The sequence below is a fragment of the Streptomyces sp. NPDC051913 genome, assembly GCF_044593635.1.
Classification (GTDB): Bacteria; Actinomycetota; Actinomycetes; order Streptomycetales; family Streptomycetaceae; genus Streptomyces.
The window spans coordinates 213,205-235,489 of record NZ_JBIUCI010000010.1; the positions used below are offsets into that span (position 1 = coordinate 213,205).

The following is a 22,285-nucleotide window of genomic DNA, read 5'->3' on the forward strand; positions in this document are numbered from 1 at the left end:
TCGTTCCGGAACGCTTCCGACACGGCCGTACCTCCGCCTACCGGGGGACGGCCGTGACCTGTGCGCGGAGTGTCGCGTTATGCACTGTTCTGCCCGATACATCAAGATGTGCGCGAAATCATCATTTCGCATCTCTTCGATGGAGAGGGGTTCCAGGATGAGCGTCACACCTGTCTCGTCCCACGGCTTCGCGGTCGTACGGGGGCGTGGCTACCGTCCCGGACAGGTCGACGCGTACGCCGCGGCGCTCTCGCAGGACCGTGACGCCTCCTGGGAACGTGCCGCTCGTCTCACTGTGCTCGCCAAGGAGATGGAGGCGGAGCTGGAGGAGTTGCGCGAGAGGGTCGTACGGCTCGCTCCGCAGACGTACGAGACGCTCGGGGAGCGGGCGCGCCGGATCTTCCAGCTGGGGCAGGAGGAGGCGGCGGCCCTGCGCGACGGCGCGCGGCAGGAGGCGCGGCGTCGTGTGGAGGAGGCGCGGGCGCGCGCGAACGGCGTGCGCGACGCGGCTCAGGCGCACGCCGACGCCGTACGTGCCGAGGCGGACGAGCGCGCCCGGCAGCGTCTGCTCGCGGCGCGCGCCGAGGCCGACGAGATCCGTATCGCCGCTCGGCGCGAAGTGAAAGAGGGGCGCACCGAGGCACTTGAGGCGTTGCGCGAGGTGCGGCAGCGCACCACCGGCATGCTCGCCGAGCAGGCCAAGGAGCTCGCCGAGCGTTGGGCCGAGGCCGAGCGCGTGGAGGTCGAGCGCGCCGCCGCGCTGGACGCCCGGCACGCCGAGCAGGTCGCCCGCGCGGAGGCCGCGCTGTCCGAGGCCAAGCAGGCGTTCGCCGACGCGGAGGCCGCCACGCGCGGCCGCCAGGAGGAGGCGCGGGCGCGGGCCGCGGAGCTCCTCGCCGAGGCGCGGCTGCGTGAGGACCGCATCGCGCGGGAGACGGAACGGGTGCTGCGCGAGCACGGGGAGCGCTGGGACGACGTACGCGCCCACATGGACCTCGTACGCAACAGCCTGACCACACTGACGGGACGGGCACCGGCGGAGTAGCGGCGCCCTTCACGCCCCGCCCATTGCCCCCGCCCAGCACGCCCCGCCCCCGGATCACCCCTGCGCGCCTCGCGCCCGCCGCGCCTGCCGGGTGATCGCCCAGGCGTCCGCCACCGGGCCCAGGTGGGTGAGCTTGTCGGGGTTGAGGATGGTGCGGATCGTCTGGACGCGTCCGTCGAGGACGTCCAGCGTCCAGGTGTGGAGCACCCTGCCGTCCCGGTCGCGGGAGACGGCGCCCGGCTGGCCGTTCAGCTCGCACGGCTCGGTCGTGATGTCCACGCGCGCGTGGAGGTCGACGAGGGAGGCGAGGACGCGGGCCACGTGGTCGGCGCCGGTGACGGCCCTGGCCAGTTGGGGGGCCTTGCCGCCGCCGTCGCCGACCAGGGCCGCGTCGGCGGCGAGCAGGTCCGTGAGCGCGGTGACGTCGCCCTCGCGGAAGGCGTCGAAGAAGCGGGCGGCGAGTTCCGTGCGCTCCTCGCGGTCCGCCGGGAAGCGGGGCCGGCCCTCGGCCATGTGGCGCCGGGCCCGTACGACGAGCTGACGGCACGCCGACTCCGAGCGCCCCACGGCCGACGCGACCTCGGGGAAGCCGAAGTCGAAGACCTCGCGCAGGATGAAGACGGCCCGTTCCAGCGGGGAGAGGCGTTCGAGCAGCAGGAGGGCCGCCATGGACACGGAGTCGGCCAGTTCCGCCGAGCGTTCCGGGTCGTCGTAGGGGTCGTCGAGCAGGGGTTCGGGGAACCACGGGCCGACGTACGCCTCCCGGCGCACGCGCGCCGAGCGCAGTACGTCGATCGCGATCCGGGTCACCGTGGTGGAGAGGAAGGCCTTGACCGACCGGGGCTCGGTCGGCGAGGCGGCGTAGCGCAGCCAGGTCTCCTGGACCGCGTCCTCGGCCTCGCCGATGCTGCCCAGCATGCGGTAGGCGAGGGAGAACAGCAGGGGCCGCAACTCCTCGAACTCCTCGGTCCTGCACATGCGTCGACTCCTCCCTCACACCCCGGACCCGGCTTCCGCGGCCGGTCAGTTCATGAACGACTCGGGGCCGAAGCGCCCCCACGCGACCACCACGGCGAGCGCGAGGTAGACCAGGTTCAGCGGTACGAACCCGGTCTCGCCGCGCCGGCCGTGAGTGATCATCGCGCCGATCATGAGCAGGGTCCAGCAGACGGCGGTCACCGGCACCAGGACCGGTGCGACGCCGACGGCCGCGGGCAGGACCAGGCCCGCCGCGGCGAGGAGTTCGAGGACGCCGAGCGTCTTGACGAAGACGACGCTCCGGTCCCCGGTCCAGGCCCCGCCGTGGTGCGCGGCCAGGGTCTCCTTCGGGATGAAGGTCTTGCAGACACCGCCGGTCAGCGCCACCGCGGCCAGCAGTCCGGCGGCGATCCACAGTGCGAGGTTCATCGGCCACTCCCAGATCGAGGATGCTCTGCACCCTCTGGACGAGACAGCGACCAGCCCTGTGACATCCCCCGACGGCATGCTCTCTCCGGTTACTCCTCCCTTCGCGCCGCCCCCGCCAGAATCCACCCCTCCACGGCCTCGTACCGCCGTCGCTGCTCCTCGGAGCCGCGGCGTTCGGAGAGCACCGTGCCGAGCCAGCCGAGGGCGAAGCCGGCCGGGATGGAGACGAGGCCGGTCGTGGTGAAGGGGAACCAGTTGAAGTCGCTCTCCGGGAACGCCGAGACGGGTGACCCCGAGACGAGGTTCGTGCCCGGCATCAGCAGCAGGACCACCAGCGAGCCGCCGATCAGCGTGCAGAGCAGGCCGGTTCGGGTGTAGCGGCGCCAGAAGAGGCTGTAGACGAGGGCCGGGGCGATGGCGGAGGCGCCGAGACAGAACGACAGCGTCACCAGGGGCTGGAGGCTGCGATGCTGGACCAGGGCCGCCAGCAGGATCGCCGGGAGGCCCACGGCGAGCGCGGAGACGCGTGCCACGGTCATCTCGCGGCGGGCCGAGATCTCCCGGCCGCGCCCCGCGAACACGTCGTGGGCAAGGGAGTTGGCGCAGGCCAGGATCATGCCGGCGACCGAGGCCAGCAGGGTGAGGAAGATCGCGGTGGTGACGGTCGTGAACAGCAGGGTCTCGGCGGTCGAGACCTCCGTGCCGAACGCCGCCCGGGAGCCCAGCAGATAGGCCGTGTTGCCCTGCGGGTCGGCCTGCGCGATGACGGCCCGGCCGATGAGGGCCGTGGCGCCGAAGCCGACGACCGTGATGACGAGCACGAACAGCACCACCGAGGACACCGCCCAGGACATCGAACGGCGGACCTGGCGGGCGCTGCCGGCGGTGTACATGCGCATGGTGATGTGCGGGAGGCAGGCCCCGCCGACGACGACCGTGAGCTGCGAGACGATCATGTCGAGGCGGGGGTTGGGCCCGCCCGCGAACTGCAGCCCGGAGTGCAGGAACGACGTGCCGACGCCGCTCTGCGCGGCCGCCGCGTCGAACAGCGCGCCGGGGTCCCAGTCGAAGCGCTGGAGGATCAGTACGGCGACCACGCCGCCGGAGCCCAGCAGCATCACCATCTTCAGGATCTGGATGAGGGCGGTGCCCTTCATCCCGCCGATCGCCGCGTAACTGATCATCAGCACGCCCAGTCCGAGGATGCAGCCCGTCTTGAGGGAGTCCGAGGAGAAGCCGAGGATGAACGCCAGCAACTGGCCCGTGCCCGCGAGCTGCACCAGCATCAGCGGTACCAGCGCGGCCAGCGTCACCGCGCACGCGGCGATCCGGACCGCGCGCCCGGGCATCCGGCGCGTCAGCGCGTCGCCCATGGTGAACCGGCCCGCGTTGCGCAGGGGTTCGGCGAGCAGGAACATCAGCAGCACCAGCGACAGGGCGGTGCTGAGGGCGAGGACGACCCCGTCGTAGCCGCACAGGGCGATGACGCCGCCGGTGCCGAGGACGGTCGCGGCGGAGATGTAGTCCCCGGCGATGGCGAGGCCGTTGCGCATGGGGGACAGGGAGCCGTAGCCGGTGTAGAACTCGTCCAGGTCGTCGCGGTCGGGGCCGGTCATCACGCACAGCAGCAGCGTGACCGTGGCCACCGCCGAGAACGCCACCAGCGACATCGCCTGCGCGGAATCACTGAATCCGGTCATCGTGCGGCCTCCCGCTTGGCGTCGACCGCGGCCTGCTTGCGGATGCGGTCCGCGATCGGGTCGACGTACACGCGCGCGGTGTGCTCGTAGAGCGCGATCGCCAGCCAGGTGACGGGGAGTTGGAGGAGGGCGAGCAGCAGGCCGGTGGGCAGCCCCGCGGCGGCTGTGCTCGTCATCAAGGAGGGCGCGAAGGCGGACAGGATCAGGAAGAGGGTGAAGTAGCCGAGCGCGGTGAGGGTGGCGACCCTCCGCTGGCGGCGGTAGGCGCCGCGCAGGACGCGCAGATCGCTGTGGTGCCCCAGGGCGGGGCGGCGCGGGCGGCGGCGGGCTGCCTCCGGTTCGCGGTCGACGGGCGGCTGCCAGGGGTACGTCGGGTGGGTCGGTGGTGGGGACGAGAACGGGTCGTAGGACATCCCGTTGGCTCCTTGCGCGGCTCGGGTCCTGTGTGGTGCGGACTGCAGGGAGTTGGGGGGTGGGGTGCGGGGGAGTCACGCACGTTACTCGTAGGTAGCCGGAGGTGCGAGCTTTTCGGCAAACTGATTGGTCGGTACGCGCTTACTTCGCTGACCTCGGGTGTTACCCGGATTAACTCAGATTTTTGAATGTGACGTCCGGGCGGAAAGTGTCACCCATGTCTCATCGGCGCCCTCCCGCGTCACATCGCCCGGTACGTCGCTCTCTTGTGGGCACACACGCCTCGGGGTCGTTCCTCGAAGGCATCCGCTCAGGAGAGGGGACCCCCGTGAACATCGTCGTCTTCGGCGCGAACGGACCGACCGGGCGCCTGGTGGTCGCCCGCGCCGCCGAGGCCGGGCACACCGTCACCGCCGTCACCCGCCGCCCCGACGCCTTCCCGGTGCCGGGCGCGCGCGTGATGGCGGCGGACGTCCACGACGCGGCCGCGGTGAGCGCCGCCGTCGCCGGACAGCACGCGGTGATCTCGGCGCTCGGCGTGCCGTACACCCGCGACCCGGTGACCGTGTACTCCGGCGGCATCACGCACATCGCCGAGGCCATGCGCGAGCACGGCGTGCTGCGACTGGTCGCCGTCACCTCGACGGTGCTCTTCGGCACGCCCGCGCCCGGCGAGAACTTCCTGTTCCGCAGGGTGCTGGAGCCCTCGCTCATGCGGTTCATGGGGCGCACGGTGTACGAGGACATGCGGCGCATGGAGGAGATCGTGCGCGCGAGCGGCCTGGACTGGACGGTCCTGCGGCCGGGCGGGCTCTTCGACGCGGAGCGGGCGAGCGACTACGGGACCGGTACGGCACGGCTCGCGGGGCGTTACACCGCGCGCGTCGACCTCGCCTGCGAGCTGGTGCGACAGGCCGTCGAAGAGCGGTGTCAGGTGGGGGAGTTCGTGGACGTACGCACCACCGTGGGCACCCCGAGCCTCCTGGACCTGATGCGGAAGGAGGCGGTGGGAGGGAAGGCGGCGTGAGGGGACGCGGGCGGGGGCGTGGGGGCGCTGGGCCCGTCAGGGGGTGAGGCGTGCGCGCCGGTAGCGCACGGCGGGGCGGGTGCCGATGACGCACTCCCCTACGGGAGTGAAGGCGTTGCGGGCGAGGACCGCGCGGGAGGCCAGGTTGTCGAGGGTGGTGCGCGCGATCAGAGAGGTCAGGCCGTACGCCGTCCCGGCCGTCCGGCACACCTGCGCCACCGCCTCCGTCGCCACCCCGCGGCCGGCCGCCCGCTCGCCCACGCGGTAGCCCAGTTCGGCACAGCCGTCCTCGACGTCGATCAGGTTCACGCGTCCGAGGATCTCCCCGGAGGCGTCCAGGACCAGGTGGAAGTGGCAGATCCCGGCGTCCTGTTCGGCCAGCCGCGCGCGGTGCACCTCCGTGAAGTCGGCGAAGTAGGCGTCCCCGCGGTCCGAGATGGTCCGGGTGAAGTACTCCCGGTTCTCCCGCTCGAACGCGAGCAGCGCCGCCGCGTGATCCGCCCGCAGTCGCTCCAGCCTCAGCCCCAGCTCCGGTCCACCCATGCGGGCACCCTACGCAGACTCAGTCGGAGAGCACCGGGAATTTCCGTGGCGCGAGGAGCAGCAGCACCAGGAACGCCAGCGCCGCCGCGCACGACGCCCCCAGGTACACGGAGTGGACCGCGTCCGCGATGGCCCGCCGGGTCGACTCGGGGGCCGTACCGGCGTCCAACGCGCGCGTGACGGAGTCGAGATCGCTCGCCCCGCCGAGCCGGGCGGCCAGCACCCCGTTGGCCACCGCCCCGAAGAGCGCGGCGCCGAGTGTCTGCCCGGTCTGCCGGCAGAAGAGGACCGAGGCCGTCGTCGTACCGCGCTCCGCCCAGCCCACCGTCGACTGCACCCCGACGATCAGGGGGAGTTGGAACAGTCCCAGCGCGGCGCCGAGGACCAGCATCAGCAGCGTCGGCTGCCAGGCCGCGCCCGGATACGGCAGGAAGGGGAACGCGAACAGCACCAGCGCGGCCGTGCCGATGCCGATCATCGCGGTGTTGCGGAAGCCGATCCGCCGGTACACGTGCTGGCTCAGCGCGGCCGACACCGGCCAGCTCAACGTCCATACGGACAGCACGAATCCGGCGGCCACCGGTCCCAGGCCCAGCACCGACTGGGCGTACGTCGGCAGGAACACCGTCGGCGCCACCATGAGCAGCCCGAGCGCGCCCAGCGCCAGGTTCACGGCGGCGATCGTACGGCGCCGCCACACCCACCCCGGGATGATCGGCTCGGCCGCCCGGCGCTCCACGGCCACCACGACCGCCACCAGCGCGAGTCCCGTACCGAACAGGCCCAGGGAGGGCGCCGACAGCCACGGCCAGGCCACTCCGCCCTGCACCAGCGCCGTCAACAGGACGCCTCCGCACGCGAACACGGCGAGTGCGCCCGCCCAGTCGACGCGCGGGCGCGTGCCGCGGGCGCGTTCCGGCTCGTGCAGATGGCGCACGATCAGCCACAGCGCCACCGCGCCGATGGGCAGGTTCACCAGGAAGATCCAGCGCCAGTCCGCGTACGCCGCGAGGACACCGCCCACCGCGGGGCCGGCCACCGCCGAGACGGCCCACACCGTGGAGAGCTTCGACTGGATCTTCGGGCGTTCCTTCAGGGGGTACAGATCGGCGGCGAGCGTCTGCACGGTGCCCTGGAGCGCGCCGCCGCCCAGGCCCTGCACCACCCGGAACGCGATGAGCGCGGCCATGTTCCAGGCGAGCGCGCAGAGCATGGAGCCGAGCAGGAACAGCGCCGCGCCCGCGACCAGGACCGGCTTGCGGCCGAAGGTGTCGGACAGCTTGCCGTAGACCGGGAGCGTCACCGTGACGGCCAGCAGATAGCCCGAGAACAGCCACGAGAAGACGGAGAAGCCGCCGAGGTCGCCGACGATCTGCGGGACGGCCGTCGAGACGATGGTGGCGTCGAGCGCGGCCAGCGCCATCGCGAGCATCAGCGCGGCCACGACGGCTCCGCGCCGGTGCGCCGATCGCGGGTCGTCCGCCGTCGCCGCCGGCTGTGTCTCCGTCTCCCCCTCGCCCACCAGGATCCTTTCCCCTTGCATCTATCTGATGCTGCACACCCTCTCACTTGACCCTCACGTCGCGGCAGGGTGCAGGCTGAGCCCGCTGAAGGGTGGAGCGGACCCCGAGATCGTCTCCACCCCGGGGTGGACGGCCCCTAGGGGTCCCTCCGTACTACGGCTCGGGGAGGGTTCGTCCCGCCGGAGGACGAGACGGCCCCCGACCCGTCCTTAACCTGGCTTTACGCCGCTCGGGAGGGGCTCGGGGTGGCGGACCGCAGGTCCGGGGGTGGGGTTTTCCCCAGGAAAAGACTGCGCTGGGCACCAGCGCGCCGGACCCCCGGTGAGCAGCAGACTCATCGACGTAGCCAGAACGCAGGCACGACTCAGCAGTACACGTGAGCGCAGTACACGTGATTCATCCGCTGACCGATATAGGAGACATACCGTGACATCGGCTGTGACCATCACCAGGCACGGGGGCACTGGAGGGACTACGGCCGTTGCCGCGCGGGCGCGGCAGGTCGTGAAGGCGTACGGGTCCGGCGAGACCCGTGTCGTCGCCCTCGACCACGTGGACGTGGACATCGCACGCGGTCAGTTCACCGCGATCATGGGCCCCTCGGGGTCCGGCAAGTCCACGCTCATGCACTGCCTCGCCGGGCTCGACACCGTCAGCAGCGGCCAGATCTACCTGGACGACACCGAGATCACCGGACTGAAGGACAAGAAGCTCACGCGGCTTCGCCGGGACCGGATCGGGTTCATCTTCCAGGCGTTCAACCTCCTGCCCACCCTCAACGCCCTCGAGAACATCACGCTGCCCATGGACATCGCGGGCCGCAAGCCCGACAAGGAGTGGCTGGCGCGGGTCGTGGACACGGTGGGGCTGTCCTCGCGGCTCAAGCACCGGCCCACCCAGCTCTCCGGCGGCCAGCAGCAGCGCGTCGCCGTGGCCAGGGCGCTGGCCGCCCGGCCCGAGATCATCTTCGGTGACGAGCCGACCGGAAACCTCGACTCGCGCGCGGGCGCCGAGGTGCTGGGCTTCCTGCGGCGGTCCGTGGACGAACTCGGCCAGACCATCGTCATGGTCACCCACGACCCGGTCGCCGCCTCCTACGCCGACCGGGTGCTGTACCTCGCCGACGGCCGGATCGTCGACGAGATGTACAAGCCGACCGCGGACGCCGTCCTGGACCGCATGAAGGACTTCGACGCCCGGGGGCGTACGTCATGACCGTCATGAAGACCTCGATGCGCAACTTCTTCGCGCACAAGGGGCGCATGGCCCTCTCCGCGGTGGCGGTGCTCCTGTCGGTGGCGTTCGTGTGCGGCACGCTCGTGTTCACCGACACCATGAACACGACGTTCGACAAGCTCTTCGCCACCACCGCCTCCGACGTCACGGTCTCCCCGAAGGAGGCCAAGAGCGACGACACCCCGCAGAACGGCAGGCCCGCCTCCCTGCCGGCCGCCACGGTCCAGCAAGTGGCCAAGGCGGACGGCGTGAAGTCCGTCGAGGGCGGGGTCAGTTCGATGAACGTGACCGTCGTCGACGACGAGAACAAGAACATGGGGTCGTCCAACGGCGCGCCCACCATCGCGGGCAACTGGACCAAGGGCGACCTGCGTTCCATGGAGATCACCTCCGGGCACGCCCCGCGCGGGCCGACCGAGACCATGGTCGACGCCGACACCGCCGACAAGCACCACCTGAAGATCGGTGACGAACTGCGCACCATCTCCGTCGTCGGTGACTTCAAGGCGAGGATCGTCGGCATCGCCACCTTCAAGGTCACCAACCCCGGCGCGGCGATCGTCTACTTCGACACCGCCACCGCCCAGCGCGAACTCCTCGGCGCCGAGGGCCGCTTCACCCAGGTCTTCGCCACCGCCGCCACCGGCGTCAGCGACACCCAGCTCAAGCAGAACGTCTCGCAGGCCCTGGACGGCTCGTACAAGATCCAGACCGCCAAGGAGAACGCCGACGAGAACCGTCAGGACGTCGGCGAGTTCATGAACGTCATCAAGTACGCCATGCTCGGCTTCGCCGGGATCGCGTTCCTGGTCGGCATCTTCCTGATCATCAACACCTTCTCCATGCTGGTCGCCCAGCGCACCCGCGAGATCGGCCTCATGCGGGCGATCGGCTCCTCCCGCAAGCAGGTCAACCGTTCGGTACTGGTCGAGGCGCTGCTGCTCGGCTTCGTCGGCTCGATCCTCGGCGTCGGCGCCGGTGTCGGCATCGCGATCGGCCTGATGAAGCTCATGTCGATGGCCGGCATGAACCTCTCCACCGACGACCTCACCATCAAGGCCTCCACCCCGGTGGCGGGCCTGGTCCTCGGCGTCGTCGTCACCGTCCTCGCCGCCTATCTGCCCGCCCGCCGGGCCGGCAAGGTCTCCCCGATGGCCGCCCTGCGCGACGCCGGCACCCCGGCCGACGGCAAGGCCGGCTGGGTGCGCGCCCTGATCGGGCTGGTCCTGACGGGTGCGGGCGGTTACGCCCTCTACGCCGCCGCCACCGCCGACACCGCCAAGGACGGTTCGCTGCTGCTGGCCGGAGGCGTCGTCCTCACCCTGATCGGCTTCGTCGTCATCGGCCCGCTGCTGGCCGGCGGTGTCGTCCGGGTCATCAGCGCGGTGATCCTGCGGGCCTTCGGACCCGTCGGCCGCATGGCCGAGCGCAACGCCCTGCGCAACCCCCGTCGTACGGGAGCCACGGGCGCGGCCCTCATGATCGGCCTGGCCCTGGTCGCCTGTCTGTCCGTCGTCGGCTCCTCCATGGTCGCCTCGGCCACCAGCGAGCTCGACAAGTCGGTCGGCGCGGACTTCATCGTCGAGGGCAACCAGCGGATCGTCCCGCAGGCCCAGAAGGCCATGGAGCAGACCCCGGGTCTGGCCCACGTGACCTCCTACAAGGAGGTCGAGGCGGTCCTGACCTCGCCCGACGGCAAGAAGGACGACTCCCAGGTGACGGCGGCCGACCCGTCGTACGCCCAGGACCTGCGCCGCGCGACGACCGCGGGCACCCTCTCCGCCGCCTACGGCAAGGACTCCATGTCCGTCGGCTCCGACTACGCCAAGGACCACGGCGTCCACGTCGGCGACACCATCAGCGTCGCCTTCAAGGGCGGGGAGACGGCGAAGCTCAAGGTCGCGGCCATCACCGACGACGACTCGGCACTGGACCAGGGAGCGCGCTACCTCTCCATCGAGACGATGAAGAAGTACGTCCCCGCCGACCAGGTACCGCCGAACACGATCATGTTCGCCAAGGCCAAGGACGGCCAGGAGGCGCAGGCCTACGCCGCCCTGAAGAAGGCGCTGGACGAGTACCCGCAGTACCAGGTCCGCGACCAGACCGACTACAAGCAGGAGCTGAAGGACCAGATCGGCCAGCTTCTCAACATGGTCTACGGCCTGCTGGCCCTGGCGATCATCGTGGCGGTGCTGGGTGTGGTCAACACGCTGGCCCTCTCGGTCGTCGAGCGGACCCGGGAGATCGGCCTGATGCGGGCCATCGGCCTCTCGCGGCGCCAGCTGCGCCGGATGATCCGCATGGAGTCGGTCGTCATCGCCCTCTTCGGCGCCCTGCTGGGCCTCGGGCTCGGGATGGGCTGGGGGGCCACCGCGCAGAAGCTGCTCGCGCTGGAGGGCCTGAACGTCCTCGACATCCCGTGGCCGACGATCATCGGAGTCTTCGTCGGATCGGCCTTCGTGGGACTGTTCGCGGCGCTGGTCCCGGCGTTCCGGGCGGGGCGGATGAACGTCCTGAACGCGATCGCCACCGAGTAGCCACAGCCCACGGGGGAGCAAGGGCCCGGCGCCGAGAAGTCACGGGGGACTTCTCGGCGCCGGGTCCGTCGCTTTTGGTTCACCGGGAGCTTTTGGTTCGCGGGGGTTTTGGTCGGCGGGGGCTTTTGGGCGGCGGGGAGAACCGGCGTTGTCCACAGCCCCCGGCACCGCCGCTCGCACCGACGTACGCTGGATACCCCCCGGCCGGTCACCGCGTCGGGCCCCTCGTGATGCCCAGCCACGTTCGTGTTGTCCACACCCAGGACGGAAGCGCCCCCTCCATGAGCCTGCACGGTCTGCTCGACGCCGTAGTCAAGGACACCGCCCTCGCGGAAGCGATCACCGCGGCCGCGGACGGCAACCGCATGCACGTCGACCTGGTCGGCCCTCCGGCCGCCCGGCCCTTCGCGATCGCCGCGCTGGCCCGCGAGGCCGGCCGCCCGGTGCTGGCGGTGACGGCGACCGGCCGCGAGGCGGAGGACCTGGCGGCGGCCCTGCGCTCGCTGCTGCCCTCCGAAGGAGTCGTCGAGTACCCCTCCTGGGAGACCCTTCCGCACGAGCGCCTCAGCCCGCGCAGCGACACCGTCGGCCGCCGCCTCGCCGTCCTGCGCCGCCTGGCCCACCCGCGCCCCGACGACCCCGAGACCGGCCCCGTGTCGGTGGTCGTGGCGCCGGTACGGTCCGTGCTCCAGCCGCAGGTCAAGGGCCTCGGCGACCTGGAGCCGGTGGCGCTGCGGACCGGCCGGACCGCCGACCTCAACGCGATCGTCGAGGCCCTCGCGGCCGCCGCCTACGCGCGCGTGGAGCTCGTCGAGAAGCGCGGCGAGTTCGCCGTACGCGGCGGCATCCTGGACGTCTTCCCGCCCACCGAGGAGCACCCCCTCCGCATCGAGTTCTGGGGCGACGACGTCGAGGAGATCCGCTACTTCAAGGTCGCCGACCAGCGCTCCCTGGAGATCGCCGAGCACGGCCTGTGGGCGCCGCCCTGCCGAGAGCTGCTCCTCACCGACGAGGTACGCGCGCGTGCCGCCGCCCTCGCCGCGGAGCACCCCGAGCTCGGCGAGCTCCTCGGCAAGATCGCCGAGGGCATCGCGGTGGAGGGCATGGAGTCCCTCGCCCCGGTCCTCGTCGACGACATGGAGCTGCTGATCGACGTGCTCCCCAAGGGCGCCATGGCCGTCGTGTGCGACCCGGAGCGGGTCCGCACGCGGGCCGCCGACCTGGTGGCGACCTCGCAGGAGTTCCTCCAGGCGTCCTGGGCGGCCACGGCGGGCGGCGGCGAGGCCCCGATCGACGTCGGCGCGGCCTCCCTGTGGTCCATCGCGGACGTCCGGGACCGGGCGCGCGAGCTGGACATGATGTGGTGGTCGGTGTCGCCGTTCGCCGCGGACCTGGAGCTGGAGGCGGACACCCTCCAGCTCGGCATGCACGCGCCCGAGACCTACCGCGGCGACACCGCGAAGGCACTGGCCGACACCAAGGGCTGGCTCGCCGACGGCTGGCGCACGGTCTTCGTGACCGAGGGCCACGGCCCCGCGGCCCGCACGGTCGAGGTCCTCGGCGGCGAGGGCATCGCGGCCCGCCTCGACGCCGAACTGGTCTCCCTGAGCGCGTCCGTCGTGCACGTGGCGTGCGGCTCGATCGACTACGGCTTCGTCGACCAGGCGCTGAAGCTCGCCGTCCTCACCGAGACCGACCTGACCGGCCAGAAGGCGGCCGGCAAGGACGGCGCCCGGATGCCGGCCCGGCGCCGCAAGACCATCGACCCGCTGACCCTGGAGGCGGGCGACTACATCGTCCACGAGCAGCACGGCGTGGGCCGGTACATCGAGATGGTCCAGCGCACCGTGCAGGGCGCCACGCGCGAGTACCTCGTCGTCGAGTACGCCCCCGCCAAGCGCGGCCAGCCCGGCGACCGCCTCTACATCCCCACCGACCAGCTGGAGCAGATCACCAAGTACGTCGGCGGCGAGGCTCCCACCCTGCACCGCCTGGGCGGCGCCGACTGGACGAAGACCAAGGCGCGCGCGAAGAAGGCCGTCAAGGAGATCGCGGCCGACCTGATCAGGCTCTACAGCGCGCGCATGGCGGCCCCCGGCCACACCTTCGGCCCGGACACCCCCTGGCAGCGCGAGCTGGAGGACGCCTTCCCGTACGCGGAGACCCCCGACCAGCTGACCACGATCGCCGAGGTCAAGGAGGACATGGAGAAGTCGGTCCCCATGGACCGCCTGATCTGCGGCGACGTCGGCTACGGCAAGACGGAGATCGCGGTACGGGCCGCGTTCAAGGCCGTGCAGGACGGCAAGCAGGTGGCGGTGCTCGTCCCCACCACCCTGCTGGTCCAGCAGCACTTCGGCACGTTCTCCGAGCGCTACTCGCAGTTCCCGGTCAACGTGCGGGCGTTGAGCCGCTTCCAGACGGACACGGAGGCGAAGGCGGTCCTGGAGGGCCTGCGCGAGGGCGCGGTGGACGTCGTCATCGGCACCCACCGGCTGTTCTCCTCCGAGACCAAGTTCAAGGACCTGGGTCTGGTCATCGTCGACGAGGAGCAGCGCTTCGGCGTCGAGCACAAGGAGCAGCTGAAGAAGCTCCGCGCGAACGTCGACGTCCTGACGATGTCCGCGACCCCGATCCCCAGGACCCTGGAGATGGCGGTCACCGGCATCCGCGAGATGTCGACGATCACCACACCCCCCGAGGAGCGCCACCCGGTCCTGACCTTCGTCGGCCCCTACGAGGAGAAGCAGATCGGCGCGGCCATCCGCCGTGAACTGCTGCGCGAGGGCCAGGTCTTCTACATCCACAACCGCGTCGAGTCGATCGACCGCGCGGCCGCCCGCCTGCGCGAGATCGTCCCCGAGGCCCGGATCGCCACCGCGCACGGCCAGATGTCGGAGTCGGCGCTGGAGCAGGTCGTCGTCGACTTCTGGGAGAAGAAGTTCGACGTGTTGGTGTCGACGACGATCGTCGAGTCCGGCATCGACATCTCCAACGCGAACACCCTCATCGTGGAGCGCGGCGACAACTTCGGCCTCTCCCAACTGCACCAGCTGCGCGGACGCGTCGGCCGAGGTCGGGAGCGCGGCTACGCCTACTTCCTCTACCCGCCGGAGAAGCCGCTGACGGAGACGGCCCACGAGCGCCTGGCCACCATCGCCCAGCACACGGAGATGGGCGCGGGCATGTACGTCGCGATGAAGGACCTGGAGATCCGCGGCGCGGGCAACCTCCTCGGCGGCGAGCAGTCCGGCCACATCGCGGGCGTCGGCTTCGACCTGTACGTCCGCATGGTCGGCGAGGCGGTCGCGGACTACCGGGCCTCCCTGGAGGGCGGTGTGGAGGAGGAGCCGCCCCTGGAGGTCAAGATCGAGCTCCCGGTCGACGCGCACGTCCCGCACGACTACGCCCCCGGCGAGCGGCTCCGCTTGCAGGCCTACCGCGCGATCGCCTCGGCCAACACCGAGGACGACATCAAGGCCGTACGGGAGGAACTCGTCGACCGCTACGGCAAGTTGCCCGAACCGGTGGAGAACCTCCTCCTGGTCGCGGGCCTGCGCATGCTGGCGCGCGCGTGCGGCGTCGGAGAGATCGTCCTCCAGGGCGCCAACATCCGCTTCGCGCCGGTGGAGTTGCGGGAGTCCCAGGAGCTGCGGCTCAAGCGGCTGTATCCGGGGACGGTGATCAAGCCCGCGGTGCACCAGGTGCTGGTGCCGCGCCCGAAGACGGCGAAGGTGGGCGGGAAGCCGCTGGTCGGGCGGGAGTTGCTGGGGTGGGTCGGGGAGTTCCTGACGTCGATTCTGGGGTCGTAGCGGGCAGTGGCGCCGCGTTCGCGAGTGGTGTGATTCGGGGGGCGTGGCCTGGCGGGTTCCGGCACCATGGCGGGCATGGCTGTCGGGGGAGGCGGGAGCAGGACCGCCTGGGCGGGCGTGGCCTGTGTGGGAGCGGCCGGGGTGCTGGCGTACGCGCTGGCGGGGGAGCACGACCGGTTGAGCGTGTCGGACCGCAGCGGTCTGGTGTCCATGGTCCTGGGCGTGCCCGCGCTGGTGCTGGCCCTGGTCGCGGCATGGGTGATGCGGCAGGGTGCCCGCGAGGACGACGCGGCGGCGGTGGCCCGCCTCGCGCGGGAAGTGAGGTCGGTCGGTGAGCCGCTGTGGATGCACAGCCTCGGCGGTGAACTGACCCCCATCGACGTGACGTTCGCGTTCCGGCCGTACGCCCACGCGGGAGCGGCCGGGCTTCCGCCCACCCCCGCAGGGCAGTTGGGGCGGGTCGTCGAGGACTACCGGGCCGTACGGCCGAGACGGCTGGTGATCACGGGAGAGCCCGGGGCGGGCAAGACGGTACTCGCGCGCAAGCTCGTGATGGAGCTCAACAAGGCACGGGACGAACGCGAACCCGTCGCCGTACTCGTGTCGTTGGCCGACTGGGACACGAGGGAGAAGCTGTCCGACTGGGTCGCGCGGCACCTCGAACGGGACTTCGGGATGCCGTCCCGCTCCGCGCGTGCTGTGGTGGAGGCACGCATGGTCCTGCCCGTGCTCGACGGGCTGGACGAGATGGACGCGACGGACGTGGCGGCGGCCGACTCGCGGGCAGGGAGGGCCCTGGATGCCTTGGCGCACCATCAGGACGGCGCCGATCCGGCGCCGCTCGTGCTGACCTGTCGTACGCGGCGCTACGACGAGCTGGAGGCCGAGGGAAGCCACATCCTGGACGCGGCCCGCATCGAGATCCACCCCGTGGACTCCGGGCAGGCCGTGGGCTTCCTGGAACGGCGTGGGGCGGCGCGCAGGCCCGCCCTGTGGCAGCCGGTCCTCGATGAGTTGCGGGCGTCACCCGGTGGCGTCCTGGCCACGGCCCTGTCCACGCCCTGGCGGCTGACCCTCGCGGCCACGGCGTACGAACGGCAGGGCGATCCGGGCGAGTTGGTGGGCACGGCGGCCTCAGGTTCGGTGGACGACGTGGCGGAGCTGCTGCTGAGCCGGTTCATCGGGGCCGCCGCGCGCAACGCGCCCAAAGGGGCGGGGCGTTATGCGGAACGGGTGATCCACGCGCGGTTGCACCGGCTCGCGGTGGTGCTGGGGGGCGGGAGCACGGCGGAGACCGATCTCGTACTGCATCGGCTGGGGGAGCGGGTGGCGACGGCGTGCAAGGTGGTGATGCGGATCGGTACTCTGCCCGCCGTTGTCGTGCCGGTGCTGTTCCTGCTGCGGGATCCGGCCGACTCCAACACCTGGACCGATCTGGTCCTGGGCTGCGCATGTTGCCTGATGACGTGGCAGTGGGGCGGCGACGCCGGGCTCGCGCTGCTGACCGCTTACTCGACACCACCCTTGGGCAGTCCGCTGTGGCGGCTGGGTTCCCGCAGACTGTGCCGCACCTTCCTGGGCAAGCTCCCGACCTACCTCCTCCTGTGCCTGCTGGGAATCGGCGCCTGGCAGGCCCTGTCGGCCGTGCCGGGCGACGACGGACCGCTCGCCGCGCTGCTCCCGCCGGTCGTGGCCTGTGCCGCCTGCTGGATCCTGGGATGCGCCAGCGCGCTGGACAGTACGGCGGTGGGACCCGTGGGGCCGGTCCGTGCCGGTTGGTTGCTGGTCGTACTCGGCGCGGGCGTGTCGGTTGCGTTCGTCGCGGCCCGAGGCTGGGAGCACAGCGCATGGAGGTCTGCCTCGCTCATGACCGCGGTCGCACTCGTGAACCTGCGGGACTGGGTCGGCTACCTCGTCTACCGCCTCGCCAACCCCGGCCTCGGCCCCCGCCTCCCCGCCTTCCTCGACTGGTGCGTCACCGCAGGCCTGCTCCGCACCTCCGGCATCGCCTACCAGTTCCGCCACCGCGAGTTCCAGGAGTGGCTGGTGCGGCGCCCGCGGCCGCCCCACTGAGCCTCACGCGACCGTCCGTACCCGCCCATGCGTCGCCTGCGTCAACGCCGCCGCCAGCCGGTCCCGTACGGCGACCTGCGCGGCGATCCGCTCCTCCATCACGGCGAGCCGCTCCAGGGCCACTCGCAGCGCCTTGTCGGAGGCCGGACCCTCGGTCACGTCGCCGTCGAGACACGGCAGGAACACGCGTACGTCGTCCAGGACGAGGCCCGCGTCCAGGAGGTGCCGGATGTTGCGGACCCGCGCGGCGACCCCGGCGTCGTAGAACCGGTAGCCGTTCGCCGCGCGGACGGACGTGATGAGTCCCGCCTGCTCGTAGTGGCGCAGGGAGCGCGGTGTGGTGCCGGTGGCCTGGGCCAGCTCGCCGATCCGCAGGCGTGGCGTCGGGGCTGTCATGCCGGTGAGTCTCATGCGACGACCGCACCCCCGTCCACCGGAAGGATCACGCCCGTGATGAACGACGCCTGTGGCGAAGCGAGTTGGGTGATGGCCCAGGCGACTTCCTCGGGGCGGCCGACCCGGCCAAGCGGAGTGTGCTCCAGCTGCCACGCGCGGATCGCGGCACGCTGCTCGGGGGTGTAGCCGGAGTGGTCCGCGATGGGCGTCTCGATCGCGCCGGGGGCGACGGCGGCGACCCGGATGCCGAGCGGGGCCAGTTCGACGGCCCAGCTGCGGGTGAGCACTTTCAGGGCCGCCTTCCCGGCGGCGTAGAGCGAGTTGCCGGGCCAGCCGCGCTGACCGATGGCGGTCGTGACGTTGACGACGACACCCCGGCTCTCGGTGAGGGCGGGGAGCGCGGCCTGGGTGAGCAGCACGGGCGCGAGGAGGTTCGTCGCGAGCTGCGGCGCGACCGACGCGCGCGTGTACGTGCGCAGGGACTCGGTGTTGACGATCGCCGCGTTGTGGACGAGGACGTCGATACGGCCGTGCCGCGCGAGTGCCGTACGCACGACGGTGTCGGGGCCGTCCTCGGCCGTGATGTCGACGGGGAGCGGGGTGATGAGGGCCTCGTCGTACGTCGCGGTCTCGGTGAGGGGGGCCGGGCGGCGGCCCACGGCGAGGACGTGCGCGCCGCGGGCCGCGAAGGCGTGGGCGGTGGCTCGGCCTATGCCGGTGCCCGCTCCGGTGACGATGACGGATTCCGGGGCCTTGGTGGAGGTCATGCGGGGATCCTCGAACCCTCACACCGGTGTCAAGGTCAAGCCCCACAGTGCCGGGGCGGGAGTCGTGCGGAGCCTGTCAGCGGAACAGGGTCGCCGCCAAGGTCCGGAACACCTCCTCGGGGTCCCTGTCGCCCACCGGCCCGTCCAGGTTGTGGCCGAGCAGGAGCGTCGCGAAACCGTGGGCGAGGGACCAGGCGGCGACTCCGGCGAGGCGGGGGTCGATGCCGCTGGGGTCGACGGCGGACACGGACTCGCGCAGGGCGTCGCCGGCGAGCGCGCGGGCGGTGGTCAGTTCGAGGTCGTCGGCGCGCAGCAGCCCCGGTGTGAACATCACCTGGAAGTGCGCGGGGTGTTCGCGTGCGAAGCGCACGTAGCGCACGCCCGCCTCCTTGAGGTCCGGGGCCTCGCGGAGCGCGGTCGCCAGCAGCCCGAAGCCCTCGGCGGCGATCGACGTGAGCAGACCGGTGCGGTCCTTGAAGTGGTGTGCGGGGGCCGCGTGCGAGACCCCGGCCCGGCGGGCGAGGTCGCGCAGGCTCAGCGCGGCGGGCCCGTCGGCGGCGATGACGTCGAGCGCGGCGGTCAGGATCGCGCGCCGCAGGTCGCCGTGGTGGTAGGGGCGGGGTGAGGCCGGCTTGGTGCTGTCGGTGTCCGCAGGTGCCATGGGCAGCAGCGTACGCGCAATCTAGGCATTGACAAGTTCGGGCGGGCGAGGCAATCTTGTCAGTGTCAAGTTGCGTGGCGGGGTCGGGAGACTCCTGTCGGCTTCGGCACGAGCTTCGGCACGAGCTTTGATGCGAGCGTTGATACGACGAGGAGGCGTGGCATGTCGCAGCACGAGGGTGGGACCGGCGTCGGCGGCGGCGTGGAGCCGGCCCGGGTGCGTCAGCTCTGGCACCTGTTGGAGCCGCTGCACGCGGTTCTGTACTACGCGCCGGAGGTCTTCGAGGAGGCGGCGACGCTCGGCTACGACACCAAGGAGCGCTGGCCGAGCTACTTCCCCTTCCGTGCGGCGCCGTTGGGGGCGGTGGACGCCGGGCGCGTGACGTCCTCGTTCTACAGCTTCAGCCCGCGCATGGTCGCCGAGCATGTCGACGCCGCGTGGAGCGTCGCGCCTCCGGAGGCGGTGCTGGCGGCGCGGCTGAGAGGGATCGACCGGGCGTACCGCGCGATGTTCGGCGACCGCGTCGACAGTCCCGAACTGGCGGAGGCCGCCGCCCTCGCCCGGCGCGCGGCCGAGGCGGCGGACACCGCGGGCCGCCCGTTGGCCGCGGCCAACGCCGCGCTGGAATGGCCCGCCGCACCGCACCTCCAGCTGTGGCAGGCGGCGACGATCCTGCGCGAGCACCGCGGCGACGGCCACCTCGCCGCCCTGCTCGTCGCCGGCCTCGACCCGGCCGAGTCGCTCGTCTCCTTCGCGGCGATAGGCGCGGCGCCCGTCGAGCGCTTCGAGAGCCGCGGCTGGAGCGAGGCGGAGTGGACGGCCGCCCGTGAGCGCCTGGCCGCCCGCGGCCTGATTGACGCCGACGGCACGGCCACGGAGTCGGGCCGCGCCCTGCGCCGCCGCGTCGAGGAGCACACCGACCGACTCGCCGCCGCTCCCTGGCAGTCCCTCGCGCCGGCCGACATCGACCGCCTGGTCGAACTGCTCGGTGACTACTGGGTGGCGGTGCTGTCCTCCGGTCTGCTGCCCTCGGAGACGACGCTGGGGATCGGGAAGGTGTGAGGTCCCGAGAGGCGGGGGCATGGGCACGCGAAGCCGCCCGCGGGAGGGGTGCTCTCCGCGGGCGGCCTCTGCGATGTCGTGTTCCTCCGTGGGCCTCCGGCCTTACGGCTGCTCGGGCCTGTCTCGGTCCATGCCCATCGCGCCTTCGATCTTCTGCTGCGCGTCGTCGACCTGGCCCTCGTACTTGTTGCCCGTCTTGTCGTTGGCCTTGCGTTCCGCCATGTCGGACATGTCCTTGGCCTTGTCCTGCATCTGGCGGTTGCTCTTGAACCTGTCGAAGATGCCCATCCAGAGCTCCTTCCGGAGGTGACTCGAATCGACGATACGCCCGACATGCGAGGAACGCCCCTTGAGGCCCCATATGGTCTGGACCTCTTGCCCGCTACGGTGAGATCAGGCAACTGAGAACAGGCAGCACATGCCTGTGCGGGGCGGAGACGGACAGAACAAGGGGAGGGACGCACCGTGACGCGTCTGAGGGGCGGGGCGGCGGGCGTCGCCGCGATACTCGGCATGGTCGTACTGCTCACCGGATCGCTCACCGGATGCGAGGGCGTCGACCTGCCCTCGGACGGTGAGCCCTCGGGCTCCGCCCCGGCCGTCGGCTCGGGCCGCGCCGTGAGCCCGCTGGACAACCCGGACGGCACGAAACCCGGCCTCGCGGCGATCACCTCGGACGCCGACCGGGCGAAGGCCCGGGAGCTGATCGAGAAGGTCGCGACCAAGGGCCGCGGCCCCAAGACGGGGTACGACCGCGACGAGTTCGGCTACGCCTGGATGGACTCCGCCCCCGGTGGCGTCCCCTTCTCGCACAACGGCTGCGACACCCGCAACGACCTCCTCAAGCGAGACGGCGACGACGTCCGCTTCCGCTCCGGCTCGGACTGCGTCGTCACCTCCATGACCCTGGCCGACCCCTACACCGGCCAGGAGATCGACTGGGTCAAGGCCCGTGCCACCAAGGTGCAGATAGACCACGTCATGCCCCTGTCGTACGACTGGCAGATGGGCGCGGCCCGCTGGACCAAGGGCAAGCGCGAGGACATCGCCAACGACCCGCTCAACCTGATCCCGGTCGACGGTCCGACCAACGGTTCCAAGAGCGACTCGGGCCCCGCCTCCTGGCTGCCCCCGAACAAACAGATCCGCTGCTCCTACGTGGTGCGCTTCGCGCAGGTGTCCCTGAAGTACGAGCTTCCCGTGACGAAGGCGGACAAGGAGATGATGCTGCGCCAGTGCGGCGGCTGATCCGCCCCGGGGACCGGGTCCGGAAAACCGGTTCCGGCCCCCGGCGCCGCCCGCCTACGGTGACCGCATGGAGCTGAAGGTGTCGAGTCTCGCCGAGCGCCCCGACGACGTGGACCGAGTGTTCGGGATGGCTGACAGCTGGCCGGAGTTCGTCTCCCGGGACATCGTGGCCAACTACCACTACGGCCGGATCGCCAGGGAACTCGCGGCGTATGTGCTCTTCGCCGAGGACGAGCGGGGCGAGGTCGTCGCGACCGCGTTCAGCGTGCCCTTCGCCCTCGACGTCGAGGGCCGGGGCGAACTGCCCGTCCGGGGCTGGGACGAGGTCCTCATGTGGGCCTTCGCCGACCTGCGCCTCGGACAACGACCCGACACCGTCAGCGCGATCGCCGTCAACGTCCGGCCCGACCACCAGGGCAGGGGCCTGTCCGGCCGCATGCTGTCGGCGATGCGGGACAACGCCCGCGCACACGGCTTCGGCGAGGTCGTCGCCCCGGTCCGCCCCAGCGCCAAGCACCTCGAACCGCACACCCCCATCGAGGAGTACGCCCACCGCGTACGCCCCGACGGACTCCCGCACGACCCGTGGCTGCGCGTGCACGCCAGAGCCGGCGCCACCGTCGAGGCGGTGGCGCCGGCGTCCATGACCGTGGTCGGCTCGCTGGAGCAGTGGCGCCGCTGGACCGGGCTGCCCTTCGACACCCGGGGCGACATCGAGGTGCCCGGAGCGCTGGTGCCGGTGCGGTGCGAGCCGGAGCGTGGGTACGCCGTGTACGTCGAGCCCAATGTGTGGATGAGGCATCCGCTGTAGTCGTACGGCGCGGTTGTACG

The 22,285-nt window shown here is 71.6% G+C and carries 19 protein-coding genes; 9 read left to right on the forward strand and 10 right to left on the reverse strand.

From position 1 onward, the window contains the following. Positions 1-157 precede the first annotated feature (157 nt). On the forward strand, positions 158-1,045 hold the full coding sequence (locus tag ACIHIX_RS29130) for a cellulose-binding protein (protein ID WP_399961205.1): 888 nt from the start codon (positions 158-160) through the stop codon (positions 1,043-1,045). Positions 1,046-1,099: 54 nt separating this feature from the next. Here the strand turns inward: ACIHIX_RS29130 and ACIHIX_RS29135 are convergent, their stop codons facing one another. The 4 genes from ACIHIX_RS29135 to ACIHIX_RS29150 form a co-directional block, all read right to left on the reverse strand. After that, positions 1,100-2,023: an RNA polymerase sigma-70 factor gene (locus ACIHIX_RS29135; protein WP_399961207.1), complete on the reverse strand. Its 924-nt coding sequence runs from the start codon at positions 2,021-2,023 to the stop codon at positions 1,100-1,102. A gap of 45 nt (positions 2,024-2,068) precedes the next feature. Further along, positions 2,069-2,452, reverse strand: a complete 384-nt coding sequence (locus tag ACIHIX_RS29140; protein ID WP_399961209.1) for a DoxX family protein — start codon at positions 2,450-2,452, stop codon at positions 2,069-2,071. Positions 2,453-2,541: 89 nt separating this feature from the next. Further along, complete coding sequence (locus ACIHIX_RS29145; RefSeq protein ID WP_399961211.1) at positions 2,542-4,152, reverse strand: cation acetate symporter; 1,611 nt, start codon at positions 4,150-4,152, stop codon at positions 2,542-2,544. Then, complete coding sequence (locus ACIHIX_RS29150) at positions 4,149-4,565, reverse strand: DUF485 domain-containing protein (protein WP_399961213.1); 417 nt, start codon at positions 4,563-4,565, stop codon at positions 4,149-4,151. The genes ACIHIX_RS29145 and ACIHIX_RS29150 overlap by 4 nt, the downstream gene beginning before the upstream one ends. Positions 4,566-4,894: 329 nt before the next feature. Between ACIHIX_RS29150 and ACIHIX_RS29155 the strand changes: the two genes are divergently transcribed. Further along, complete coding sequence (locus ACIHIX_RS29155) at positions 4,895-5,593, forward strand: NAD(P)-dependent oxidoreductase (RefSeq protein ID WP_399961215.1); 699 nt, start codon at positions 4,895-4,897, stop codon at positions 5,591-5,593. A gap of 36 nt (positions 5,594-5,629) precedes the next feature. On the opposite strand, the gene ACIHIX_RS29160 is transcribed toward ACIHIX_RS29155, so the two are convergent. Then, positions 5,630-6,136 carry a GNAT family N-acetyltransferase gene (locus ACIHIX_RS29160; RefSeq protein ID WP_399961217.1) on the reverse strand — a complete coding sequence of 169 codons (507 nt, stop codon included), beginning with the start codon at positions 6,134-6,136 and terminating at the stop codon, positions 5,630-5,632. A 19-nt stretch (positions 6,137-6,155) separates the two neighbouring features. Then, the gene (locus ACIHIX_RS29165; protein ID WP_399961219.1) at positions 6,156-7,679 is read right to left on the reverse strand and encodes an MFS transporter; all 1,524 of its coding nucleotides are present in this window, start codon (positions 7,677-7,679) and stop codon (positions 6,156-6,158) included. 406 nt (positions 7,680-8,085) lie between these two features. Between ACIHIX_RS29165 and ACIHIX_RS29170 the strand changes: the two genes are divergently transcribed. The 4 genes from ACIHIX_RS29170 (at position 8,086) to ACIHIX_RS29185 (ending at position 17,320) form a co-directional block, all read left to right on the forward strand. Continuing rightward, positions 8,086-8,874 carry an ABC transporter ATP-binding protein gene (locus ACIHIX_RS29170; protein WP_399961221.1) on the forward strand — a complete coding sequence of 263 codons (789 nt, stop codon included), beginning with the start codon at positions 8,086-8,088 and terminating at the stop codon, positions 8,872-8,874. Next, positions 8,871-11,435 (forward strand): ABC transporter permease, encoded by a 2,565-nt coding sequence (locus ACIHIX_RS29175; RefSeq protein ID WP_399961223.1) that lies wholly within the window; start codon positions 8,871-8,873, stop codon positions 11,433-11,435. Before ACIHIX_RS29170 ends, ACIHIX_RS29175 begins: the two co-directional genes overlap by 4 nt. A 281-nt stretch (positions 11,436-11,716) precedes the next feature. Further along, positions 11,717-15,247, forward strand: a complete 3,531-nt coding sequence (gene mfd / locus ACIHIX_RS29180; RefSeq protein WP_399961225.1) for a transcription-repair coupling factor — start codon at positions 11,717-11,719, stop codon at positions 15,245-15,247. 75 nt (positions 15,248-15,322) lie between these two features. Next, positions 15,323-17,320 (forward strand): NACHT domain-containing protein, encoded by a 1,998-nt coding sequence (locus ACIHIX_RS29185; RefSeq protein ID WP_399961227.1) that lies wholly within the window; start codon positions 15,323-15,325, stop codon positions 17,318-17,320. A gap of 3 nt (positions 17,321-17,323) precedes the next feature. Here ACIHIX_RS29185 and ACIHIX_RS29190 read toward each other — a convergent pair whose 3' ends face one another. From ACIHIX_RS29190 to ACIHIX_RS29200, 3 genes are all read right to left on the reverse strand, one after another. After that, the gene (locus ACIHIX_RS29190) at positions 17,324-17,695 is read right to left on the reverse strand and encodes a MerR family transcriptional regulator (RefSeq protein WP_399961460.1); all 372 of its coding nucleotides are present in this window, start codon (positions 17,693-17,695) and stop codon (positions 17,324-17,326) included. A gap of 32 nt (positions 17,696-17,727) precedes the next feature. Next, on the reverse strand, positions 17,728-18,483 hold the full coding sequence (locus ACIHIX_RS29195; protein WP_399961229.1) for an SDR family NAD(P)-dependent oxidoreductase: 756 nt from the start codon (positions 18,481-18,483) through the stop codon (positions 17,728-17,730). A gap of 76 nt (positions 18,484-18,559) precedes the next feature. Continuing rightward, entirely contained in the window at positions 18,560-19,144 is a 585-nt protein-coding gene (locus ACIHIX_RS29200) for a TetR/AcrR family transcriptional regulator (RefSeq protein WP_399961232.1), read from the reverse strand. A gap of 162 nt (positions 19,145-19,306) precedes the next feature. Between ACIHIX_RS29200 and ACIHIX_RS29205 the strand changes: the two genes are divergently transcribed. Beyond that, positions 19,307-20,206 carry a hypothetical protein gene (locus ACIHIX_RS29205; RefSeq protein WP_399961234.1) on the forward strand — a complete coding sequence of 300 codons (900 nt, stop codon included), beginning with the start codon at positions 19,307-19,309 and terminating at the stop codon, positions 20,204-20,206. Positions 20,207-20,308: 102 nt separating this feature from the next. Here ACIHIX_RS29205 and ACIHIX_RS29210 read toward each other — a convergent pair whose 3' ends face one another. Further along, the gene (locus ACIHIX_RS29210; RefSeq protein WP_399961235.1) at positions 20,309-20,494 is read right to left on the reverse strand and encodes an antitoxin; all 186 of its coding nucleotides are present in this window, start codon (positions 20,492-20,494) and stop codon (positions 20,309-20,311) included. 225 nt (positions 20,495-20,719) lie between these two features. On the opposite strand from ACIHIX_RS29210, the gene ACIHIX_RS29215 reads away from it, so the two are divergent. Further along, complete coding sequence (locus ACIHIX_RS29215) at positions 20,720-21,454, forward strand: HNH endonuclease family protein (protein ID WP_399961462.1); 735 nt, start codon at positions 20,720-20,722, stop codon at positions 21,452-21,454. Positions 21,455-21,521: 67 nt separating this feature from the next. Continuing rightward, positions 21,522-22,265 carry a GNAT family N-acetyltransferase gene (locus tag ACIHIX_RS29220; protein ID WP_399961237.1) on the forward strand — a complete coding sequence of 248 codons (744 nt, stop codon included), beginning with the start codon at positions 21,522-21,524 and terminating at the stop codon, positions 22,263-22,265. The last annotated feature ends 20 nt before the right edge of the window (positions 22,266-22,285 follow it).